Annotated in this window: 9 protein-coding genes; 7 read left to right on the top strand and 2 right to left on the bottom strand. The window is 67.1% G+C overall.

Annotated elements, in window-relative coordinates; genetic code table 11:
* Nucleotides 1-274: 274 nt before the first annotated feature.
* A complete protein-coding gene (locus AC3WL7_RS21130; RefSeq protein WP_492752985.1) occupies nucleotides 275-748 on the bottom strand; it encodes a WG repeat-containing protein in 474 nt (157 codons plus the stop codon).
* Between the two features lie 68 nt (nucleotides 749-816).
* Entirely contained in the window at nucleotides 817-2,523 is a 1,707-nt protein-coding gene (locus AC3WL7_RS21125; protein ID WP_108747122.1) for an alkaline phosphatase, read from the bottom strand.
* Nucleotides 2,524-2,676: 153 nt separating this feature from the next.
* Between AC3WL7_RS21125 and AC3WL7_RS21120 the strand changes: the two genes are divergently transcribed.
* From AC3WL7_RS21120 to AC3WL7_RS21090, 7 genes are all read left to right on the top strand, one after another.
* Nucleotides 2,677-4,011, top strand: a complete 1,335-nt coding sequence (locus tag AC3WL7_RS21120; protein ID WP_492752984.1) for a dicarboxylate/amino acid:cation symporter — start codon at nucleotides 2,677-2,679, stop codon at nucleotides 4,009-4,011.
* Nucleotides 4,012-4,242: 231 nt separating this feature from the next.
* Nucleotides 4,243-4,785 (top strand): FapA family amyloid fibril periplasmic chaperone, encoded by a 543-nt coding sequence (locus AC3WL7_RS21115; protein ID WP_079222670.1) that lies wholly within the window; start codon nucleotides 4,243-4,245, stop codon nucleotides 4,783-4,785.
* Nucleotides 4,782-5,405 (top strand): FapB/FapC family functional amyloid domain-containing protein, encoded by a 624-nt coding sequence (locus AC3WL7_RS21110; RefSeq protein WP_079222669.1) that lies wholly within the window; start codon nucleotides 4,782-4,784, stop codon nucleotides 5,403-5,405. The genes AC3WL7_RS21115 and AC3WL7_RS21110 overlap by 4 nt, the downstream gene beginning before the upstream one ends.
* Nucleotides 5,406-5,448: 43 nt before the next feature.
* Nucleotides 5,449-6,825: a FapB/FapC family functional amyloid domain-containing protein gene (locus AC3WL7_RS21105; protein ID WP_200732302.1), complete on the top strand. Its 1,377-nt coding sequence runs from the start codon at nucleotides 5,449-5,451 to the stop codon at nucleotides 6,823-6,825.
* A 140-nt stretch (nucleotides 6,826-6,965) separates the two neighbouring features.
* Nucleotides 6,966-7,670, top strand: coding sequence for a C39 family peptidase (locus AC3WL7_RS21100; RefSeq protein WP_079222667.1), 705 nt, complete (start codon nucleotides 6,966-6,968; stop codon nucleotides 7,668-7,670).
* Nucleotides 7,671-7,683: 13 nt separating this feature from the next.
* Nucleotides 7,684-8,433, top strand: a complete 750-nt coding sequence (locus AC3WL7_RS21095; RefSeq protein ID WP_283221943.1) for a hypothetical protein — start codon at nucleotides 7,684-7,686, stop codon at nucleotides 8,431-8,433.
* 45 nt (nucleotides 8,434-8,478) lie between these two features.
* Nucleotides 8,479-9,774: a transporter gene (locus AC3WL7_RS21090; RefSeq protein ID WP_492752981.1), complete on the top strand. Its 1,296-nt coding sequence runs from the start codon at nucleotides 8,479-8,481 to the stop codon at nucleotides 9,772-9,774.
* Nucleotides 9,775-9,929: the final 155 nt, after the last annotated feature.

The following is a 9,929-nucleotide window of genomic DNA, read 5'->3' as shown; positions in this document are numbered from 1 at the left end:
AGATCCACGCCATGCGTGGATGAATTCATTCGATATCTGACAGATGTGCCGACCAACGGTCGGCACCCACCAACAGCCGCGTGAACCTGTCGAAGGTGGGGCGGTGTCGGATTGCGGGGTGTCCGCGGCATGGATGCCGCGGCCAAGCCTACACGGACGTACTTGCGGCGTCCCCGCAATCCGACACCGCCCCGCCAACCCACGGATAGCCCGCTGTTGCCTTTGACGTTGACGTTGCCTTGAGCAGGTGCAGGGCGCAGCCCTGCCGAAAAACCTACTTCACCCGGCGGCCCGAGCGGTCGATGCGGAACCATTCGCCGCCTTCCATCGGCGTATGCCCATCGCCATCCGGCGTCCCACGCCGGCACCCGTTGCAGACCTCCGCCACGCCGTCCTTGAACGGCCACGCGAAATCGAACAGCGCCGGAATCACCTGGCGGAACTGCAGGTCGAAATAGCCCACGCGATCGCCCACGCGCCCGCGCAGCAGGCCTTCCTGCGGCGTGTCCGGGCCGTTGTCCCAGGTCAGCACCGGCAGGCTGCGGCCCGTGCGGTCCATGTAGTGGAAGCCCTGCTCGGCATACACCACCGCCAGCCCGTGGTCGTCGTAATCCAGGTCTTTCAGCGCCGCTGCACTGATCTTCAGCATGTGCCCGACCACTTCGCAGCCGGGCAGGGCCCGCAGGCCGTGCTCATCGGTCAGCAGCTTGCAGTCCGGTGCCTGTGCCAGCGCCGCGCCGCTGGCCATCAGGCCGCACAGCACCAGCGACCGCACGAGGCGGCCGCCGGCAGGCAGTGGTCGCGAAGGCCACGCCGTCACTGCGCCTCACCCTTGCGTTCGAACGCGGTCGGCGCCGGCAGCTGCACCGGCACGCCCTTGTCATCGCAGGTGCCGGCCTGGCACAGGCGCTCGCGCAGGGCCGGGGTGGCCTGCACGATCATGTGGTAAATCGCGTTCTGCTCCAGCGTGCCACGGATGGCCTTGCTGCCCGGGCCACGTGCCCAGATGCCCACGTCTTCGCCACCGTGCGATTCGGACTTCATCGGAACCAGTGCTTCCTGCATGTAATCCGGGTGCGTCGTGTCCACGTCGTGCAGGTTCGGGCGGCCGTTGGCCTGCTCGAAGCTGCTCGGGTTGTGCGGGTAGACCTTCGGGCCGGCCGGCTGCTGGTTGGTCGCGCCGGTGTGGCCCGGGCCGTTGGCGTAGCTCAGGGTGGTGTACGGCTGGCCGTTGCCGTCCAGTGCGTAGTCCAGCTTGCCGGCACCGTCTTCGCCGCCCTTGTCCTTCACCTTGCCCAGGATCGGGTTGCCACGCGCCGGGTAGCCGACGAAGTTGAGGGTGTGCGAGTGGTCGGCGGTGACGATGATCAGGGTGTCGTCGGCCGAGGTCAGTTCGTTGGCCACGCGCACCGCGTCGGACAGCGCCACGGTCTCGGTGAGGGCACGGTAGGCGTTGCCGCTGTGGTTGGCGTGGTCGATGCGCGCGCCTTCGATCATCAGCACGTAGCCTTCCTGGTGCTGCGACAGGTTCTTGATCGCGGCAGCGGTCAGCTCGGCCAGGCTCGGCTCACCGGCCGGGTCCTGCGGGCGCTCGTACTCGTAACGCATGTGGTCCGGCTCGAACAGGCCGAGGATCGCCGGCGCGGTGGCCGCGGCTGCCAGCTGGCTGCTGTTCCAGACGTAGGCACCCTGCGGGTGCGACTGCTGCCATTCCTGCACCAGGCTGCGGCCGTCCAGGCGCTGGCCGACCTTGTCGTCGTACTCGGGGTCGCGCTCTTCCACGGTGGTGAATTCGCCACGGCCACCGCCGAGGGCGACCAGCGGGCCACGGCCGTAGCGCGAGGTCGACAGCAGCTGCTGGGCGATGTCCTTGCAGCCGGCGGCCTTGGCCGCATCGGTCAGGTCGGTGTCGTTTTCCCAGTTGCGCTCGGGCGAGTGCGCGTAGGTTGCCGCCGGGGTGGCATGGGTCAGGCGCGCGGTGGAGACGATGCCGGTGGCCAGGCCGGCGCTGTCGGCCAGCTGCAGCCAGGTCAGCAGGCCCTTGGACAGGCTGTCGGCGCAGTCGCTGCGGCTGCCGGCGCTGACGCCGATCGCGCCCATGTGGGTCTTCACGCCGGTGGTGATGGCGGTCATGGTGCCGGCCGAATCCGGCGTCTGTGAATCGGTGTTGTACGTCTTGCTGAACGCCGTGGCCGGGAAGCGCTCCCAGGACAGCAGGTTCTCTTCGCCCGAACCGCCCTTCTGCTGGCCTTCGTAGATGCGCGAGGCGGCGACGGTGGTCAGGCTCATGCCGTCACCCAGGAACAGGATGACGTTCTTGGCCTTGCCGGACATCGCGCCATTGGCTGCCGCCTGGGCGGCGCCGCTGCGGTACCACCACTGCGGGGTCTCGCCGGCCGGGTGGGCGACGGGATCAACGGCGACCTTCAGGCCGGCCGGGGCGGAGGCGGGGGTGGTGCTGGCGCAGGCGCCCAGCAGCAGGGTGGTGGCGCAGGCGGCCAACAGGGAGACGGAACGACGCATGGACGCTGGGATCTCACAAAGTGTAACGGGGCGTTCATTATGCCCAACCCTGCAATGCACGCCGATGACACACTGTTTGCCGGTGGGGCGGTCGTACCGCCCGCCCGCTTGGGCTATCGTGCCAGCATCCCTTCCTTCCCCCCTGGATTGCCTATGAAGCTGGTCTCTGCCTGGCTGCGGATTCCATTCTGGCAGCGCGTGGTCGGTGGCTTCGTGCTCGGCGCGCTGGCGGGCTGGGCGCTTGGCCCGGCCGCTGAAACCTGGTTCGGCCCGCTCGGCGAACTGTACGTCACCCTCATCAAGATGATCGCGGTACCGCTGGTGTTCTTCGCGGTCATCAACGCCATCTCTTCGCTGCACGGCCAGAAGTCGGTCGCCGCGCTCAGTGGCCGCACCTTCCTGTGGTTCATCATCACCGCCGCGCTGGCGGTGTGCATGGGCCTGGGCGTGGGCACCGTGCTGCAGCCCGGTGCCGGTGGCCTGCAGCTGTCGATGGCCAACAACTACGTGCCGCGCGAAGTGCCCAGCGTGGTGCAGGTGCTGCTGGACGTGGTGCCGTCCAACGTGTTCTACGCGCTGTCGGGCATCGGCACCAAGGTCAATGCTGCAGGCGAAACCGTGCTGGCCGCCGGCCGCGGTTCGATCCTGCCGGTGATCTTCTTCGCCGGCCTGGTCGGCTTCGCCATCGTCAAGCTCGGCGAGAAGGTGACCGAAGCGCGCAAGCTGGTCGGGCAGATGAGCGACATCATGATCCAGGTGACCCGCTTCGTGCTGGAAGTCACCCCGATCGGTACGTTCGGCCTGATCGCCGGCCTGGTCGGCAGCTACGGCTTCGAGAAGCTGCTGCCGCTGGGCCACTTCGTGCTGGCGCTGTACGTGGCCTGTGCGCTGCACATCGTGGTGGTCTACAGCGCGTTGCTGCTGTCGCACGGGCTGAATCCGCTGAAGTTCTTCCGCGGTGCGGCGCCGGGCATGCAGGTGGCGTTCGTCAGCTCGTCCAGCTTCGCCGCAATGCCGGTGGCATTGCGTTCGATCACCCACAACCTGGGCGTGAACAAGGATTACGGTTCGTTCGCCGTGCCGCTGGGTGCGAGCATCAAGATGGACGGCTGTGGTGCGATCTACCCGGCGCTGTGCGCGGTGTTCATTGCCCAGTACAGCGGCGTGCCGCTGACGCCCGAGCAGTACGTGGTGGTGCTGATCGCTTCGGTGCTGGGCAGCTTCGGCACCGCTGGCGTACCGGGTACGGCGGTCATCATGGCCACCGTGGTGCTGAGTGCGGCCAACCTGCCGCTGGAAACCATCGGCTACCTGTACGCGATCGACCGCATCCTGGACATGATGCGCACGATGACGAACGTGACCGGCCAGATGCTGGTGCCGGTGCTGGTGGCCAAGGAAACCGGCCTGCTCGACCAGACGGTGTACGACAACCCGTCAACCAATGTCGGCCTGGACGATCCCGACCCGACGCCGCCGCGTAGCTGAAGCGGCACTGCAACGGGCTGTATCAGCACCTGTAACACCGCTGATACAGCCCCCGCCGGGCCTTGTGCAGCGTTGTTTCCTGCACGTTAAGGCAAACGAAATCCGAACGACTCTGTAACACCCTGCTGGCAATCCACCGCCCTGCAACTGGCTGAACCGCTTGCTACCAAGGCGTTTGGAAGTTGGCACGGAAGCTGCTCTGTCCCTGCGCATACGCAACGGGAGAGCGGCATGGACAGCAGCACCACCCATCTCGGTTCCTCGGTCCGGCAGCTGGCGCTGCTGCTGGCCCTGGCCTGCCCGCTGGCGGCCGCCGCCTCCGGTGCACGCCAGGGTGTGAAGCCGCAGCCGGGCGAAATCGTCCTGCTGCGGGATGTGGCTGCACGTCCGGCCTATCGCATGGCGCCGCCCGGCATGGCGTTGATCGCCGATCCCAAACCGCAGCATGAGATCGCCACCGCACTCGGCAGCGGCGGCGGCTCCAGCGGCATGGACGAACTGAGCGATGACGACTATGCCGGGCTCGGCGCGGGCCAGACCGGCCACCTGGCCGCGCCCGGCGGCACCACCGTGGAGCGGGTGACCCACCAGGCACTCGGCGGCACCCTGGGCCGTTCCAGCGACGGCGCGCTCGGCGGCAATGCCCTGGGCGGCGCGATGAGCGGCCCGCTGGGTGCGGTCGGCAATACCACCCGCGGCATCGGCGACACCGTACGCGGCGCGCTGGCGCAGTTCCCGCTCGGTGCGGCTGCGCCGCAGGGCGGTGGCAAGTGAAGCGCGCGGCACGTGGCGCGCTGCTGCTGGTGCTGGCGGCTGCGCCGGCCCTGGCCTGGGCCGATGATTACAGCGGCATGCTGTCCTACCTGGACGTGGCCCGCATCGGCGACCGCGCGCTGGCCGGTGCCAGCGGCGCCATCATGGTCAACCAGGCCAGCGGCGACCTGAACATCCAGGCCAACCTGCAGGGCATGGCAACCGGCGACCAGGCCAACGTCGCCATCGCCGCACGCCAGCAGCGCCATGCCGACGTGGTGCTGTCCGGGCCGCTGCAGGCCAGCGCACATATCGAAGGCCAGGCGCTGGAAGGCGCCAGTGGCATCGCATCGATCAACCAGACCAGCGGCATCGCCAACACGACGCTCAACGTCGTCAGCGCGACGCTGGCCCGGCAAGGGATACGCGAGACCGACGACGCGGCTTTGGCGGCGTCGGACATCGCGTCAGCAGGGGGGCAGGGCGATACCGGTGACGGTGTTGCGGCGGGTATCCGTAGTGTCGGCGTTTCCGCGTCGGCACTGCGGGGCTTCGACGGTGTCCTGCAACTCAATCAGATCGCGGGAGCCCGCAACGACACGGCCAACGTGCTTGGCCTGGTCGTCCAGGGCAACCCGTGAGCAGTACCCACCACCCGATGTATCACTGATGAGAGAGGGCACCATGAAAGCGACCATCAAGCAGTCTCTGCTCGCCATGGCAATTGCTTCTGCCTCGACCGCTGCCGCGGCCAATGGCTGGGACAACCAGAACGCCAACGCGAACATCAACCACAACCATGTCGTGACCGAGACCCGCAACGACACCCACAACCACACCGACAACGAGGTCCGCAACTGGACCCGTACCAGCACCACGGTGCGCAACAACACCGACAGCTCCACCGTGACCCGCAACCGCATGGTCAACGAGCAGGTACAGAAGAACAGCAACATCCAGGCCGACGAGCGCAAGGAAAAGAACAACCACGGCGTCGACGTGAACCTGGAAAAGGACCTGCGCCTGAGCAGTGACGTGAACTTCTCCGGCGATCCGACCATCACCGGCAACATCGACCTGGATTCGGCCGCCATCGCGGTCATCGACAACCGCCAGTCGATCAGCCACAACACCGCCGGCAACAGCCTGCTCACCAACAGCGCCTCGATCGCCGATGACGTCGGTTCCGGTGCATCCGGCAACCTCGGCTTCAACGTCGCTGCCGGTGACAACAACGCGCAGGACAACGCCGCTTCGCTGTCGGCGGCTGATGCATCCTTCAGCTTCGGCATGGCCGACGCCGAAGTGTTCGTCAACCAGTCCGGCATGGGCAACACCACCGTCAACTACGGCGTCACCAACGCCGCCGGCCTCGGTGGCAATGCCTTCAGCGGCGCGTCGGGCAACATCGGCGTGAACATCGCTTCGGGCAACAACAACGAGCAGAAGAACGCGCTCGCTGCTTCGGTGGCCACCAGTGCGATGGCCCAGTCCAGCATCAGCTCCAACCAGGTCTCCAGCGGCAACGCCGTGAGCAATGCGGGCTTCGTGCAGTCCTACACCGACACCGTGGAAGTGGGCATGAGCGGTGGGGTGGGCGGCCTGACCCTGGCCTATGGCGCGGGCACCTACCGCGGCACCGGCAATGCCTACCAGATGGCCAACTACTATCTGGATACCTGGAGTGGCGATCTGCCGCACCCGGGTGGCAACGCCACCGGCCACATCGATCTGGACAACGAGATCCAGAACGCCACGCCGAACCCGGGCCGTCCGGGCGTCGGTGGCCTGGGCTTCGATACGCGTGAAAGCGGCACCAGCCAGTTCGTCGAGCTGGGCATCGCCGACCTGTACGCCAGCCTGAGCGGCACCGTCACGACCACCCGCTGGGTGAACGTGAATGCGACCAACACCGCGGCGCTGTCGGGCAGTGCGTTCTCGGGCGCCTCCGGCAACATCGGCGTGAACGTCGCCTCGGGCACCGGCAACCTGCAGGCCAACAGCCTGGCCCTGGCCGTGGCACAGCCGAGCACCGGTGGCGGCACCGGCGGCGGCGAGTAACTCCTGGCGTGACCGCTTTCGCAGCGAAGCTGCGTTGAGTGCAACAAGCCCGGCCATCCGCCAATGGCCGGGTTCCCCCGGGAGCCCCTGCTCCTCCTCCCCCTTGGGGCAGGGGCTCCTTCCTTCCGCTGGAGGGCACCATGGCCGCACACCGCTGCTGGATCCGCCTGTTGTCCTGCCTGCTGTTGCTGGGCAGCGCCCATGCGTGGGCAGGCGATATCGCGTTCACGGGCGTACTGCCCAATGGCGCGCTGATGCAGCAGAAGGTGGAAAGCATGCAGGAGCGGCGCTACCGCAACCTGGTGCGGCAACACACCGATTACAGCTGTGGCGCGGCCGCACTGGCCACCATCCTGCGCTACGCCTACCACCTGGACACCACCGAAGCGACGGTGATCGAAGGGATGATGGGCGTGTCCGATCCGCAGCTGGTGAAGGAACGCGGTTTCTCGCTGCTGGACATCAAGCGCTATGTCGAATCACTGGGCATGCGCGGGCGTGGCTACCGCATCGACGAGAACCGGCTGCGCACGTTGCGCGTGCCCGGCCTGGTCCTGATGGACGTGCGCGGGTTCCGCCATTTCGTGGTGCTCAAGCAGGTCCGTGGCGGCATCGTCGAGGTGGCCGATCCGATCCTCGGCAACCGCAGCCTGTCACTGGCTGAATTCAACGAAGCGTGGCCGTCGCGTGCTGTTTTCGTCGTGATCGGCAGCGACTTCGATCGCAACACCGTTCTTCTGCAACCCAGCGAGCGGCCCAGTGCGCGTGCGTTGTACGCGCGGCAGGGCCCGATCACCGATGCCGAACTGGTCGATTTCGGCTTCAGCCATGCCGACCTGTTCTGAAGGAGGCTCGATCATGCTGTGCCAACGTCTGTTGATCGCCACGCTGCTGCTGTTGCCGGTGCTGCCCGCCTGGGCCGCTGAAGGCGCACCAGGACGTGGCCTGAAGGAAATACCCGATCCCGAACTGAACCTGATGCGTGGCCGCTACACCGTAGGCGGCAACAACGTCGCCTGGTTCGGGGTGACGATGATCTCGCAGTGGCAGGGCCCCAACGGCAGCAGCGTGCAGGGCGCGCTGACGCTGGGCATGGACTTCCGCCAGGGCGGTACGCCACGGCTGACGTTCCAGCCGCACGTGCAGGTCACCAACGCCGATGCCCCGCTGCCCACCACGGACAGCCGCAGCATCGACAGCAGCGGCCTGGCCAACGCCACCGGCCTGGTGCAGGCGGTGCAGGTGGCTGGCGATGGCAACACCGCACGCAACGTGACCACCCTGACCGTTCGTGACGGCGCAGTGCCGACCACCAGCGACGACGGCACCCGCATCGCGCAGATGCAGCAGGGCGGGGCCAGCGCCACGGCGGTGCTCGATGGCAACCAGGCGCGCCTGATGCTGCAGATCGACGGCCAGGGCCTGGTCCAGCAGTGGATCCGCAATGGCAGCGTCGGCCAGGGCATCGCCCTGTCCGGTGATGGCCAAGTGGCAAGCAACCGGCTGCAGCTTGAGCTGGTGCGCAACACCGTGGCCAGCAACCAGCCGTTGAGCCAGAACGTGGCCCAGGCGATCGCGCTGAACCGCGGCATGGGCCCGGGCCAGTAACACGGCCTGGTCAAGGGGGAAGGACGGACAACGCAGGCCAACGACATGCACACTTATTTGCGGCTTACCCCGCTGGCGCTGGCGGCGCTGGCGGCCAATGCCTTCGCCCAGGAACCGGCGACGGAGGCCAAGGACGGTGCCGACGTACAGGCACTGATTTCCCAGCTGGAACAGCTCAAAGCCAACTACGCACAGGAAGTGCGCCGCCTGCGCGAGCTGGACATGCAGGTGCAGGCCATGCAGGCCCGCCTGAGCGGACGTGCCGGCGGCGCCACGACCCCGGCAGCACCCCTCGCCCCGGCGGCCGCAGCCGCAGCGCCACCCAGCAGCGAGGGGTATGCCAGCACCGCGGCCGAGGCCCAGCAGGCCAAGCAGGAGGCGCGGCGCAGCGTGGATGACGTGAAACAGCAGCAGGCGGCGCTGTTCTCGCGCAGGTTCACCCTGGAAAACAGCCTCACCTACGCGCGCTACGACCGCAAGCAGCTCACCCTCAACGGCTTCCTGGCGCTGGATGCGATCTTCCTCGGCAACATCGCCATCGAGAACGTCGAATCCGACTCGCTGACCTACAACCTGGCCGCGCGTTGGGGTGTCAGCCCGAACCTGACGTTGAACATGGACGTGCCCTACCTGGCACGGCGCACCGTGTACCAGAAGGGCGGTGCGGGGGGGGCGGCGGCGGCCATCGCGCAGGAAGAAACCAACGGCAACGGCCTGGGCGATATCAGCGCAAGCGCCAACTACCGCCTGTTCGGCGAGCGCGGCTGGCGCCCGGAAACGGTGCTGACCGGCGGCGTCACCGCACCCACCGGCCGCGCGCCCTATGGCCTGGACTGGAAGGTGATCGAGCGCGATGACGATGACTACATCCGCTTCGCGGTGCCGCGCGAACAGCCGACCGGCAACGGCGTGTGGCAGGCCAACCTGGGCGTGTCGATGGTGAAGACCGCCGACCCGGCGATCCTGTTCGCCAATGCCGGTTACATCCATTCCTTCCCGCGCGGCTTCGACGATATCGACAGCAACCCGGACACCGTGAATCCCGGCGACGTGAAGCTGGGCGGGTCGGTGTACTTCGGTGCCGGCGTGGCCTTTGCCTTCAACGAGCGCACGAGCCTGAGCATTTCCTTCAGCGACAAGATCAGCGCACGCGCGTCGACGCGGTTCCAGGGCGGGCAGTGGGTGAAGGTGATCGGCAGCGATGCCAATGCAGCGTCGTTGAACCTGGGCGTGACGTATGCGCTGAACCAGCACGCGACGATGGTGACGCTGCTGGGCATCGGCCTGACCCCGGATGCACCGGACTTCACCCTGTCGTTCAAGGTGCCGTACATGTTGTAGCCGATTGCGGTGATGACGCATCGGTAACGCCGGGCCCCGCCCGGCGTTCTTTTTTCTCGCAGCGGCGCTCACGCTTTCAGTAGAGCCGAGATCCTATGTTCGTGGTCAAGCCTGCTGGAAGCAGGCTTGACCCACTTTCAACATGGCTGGGTCGA

Source organism: Stenotrophomonas sp. FW305-3-2-15-E-LB1 (assembly GCF_058787375.1).
Note: the sequence above shows the minus strand (reverse complement) of the source record. Positions and strands in the feature narration are given on the sequence as shown.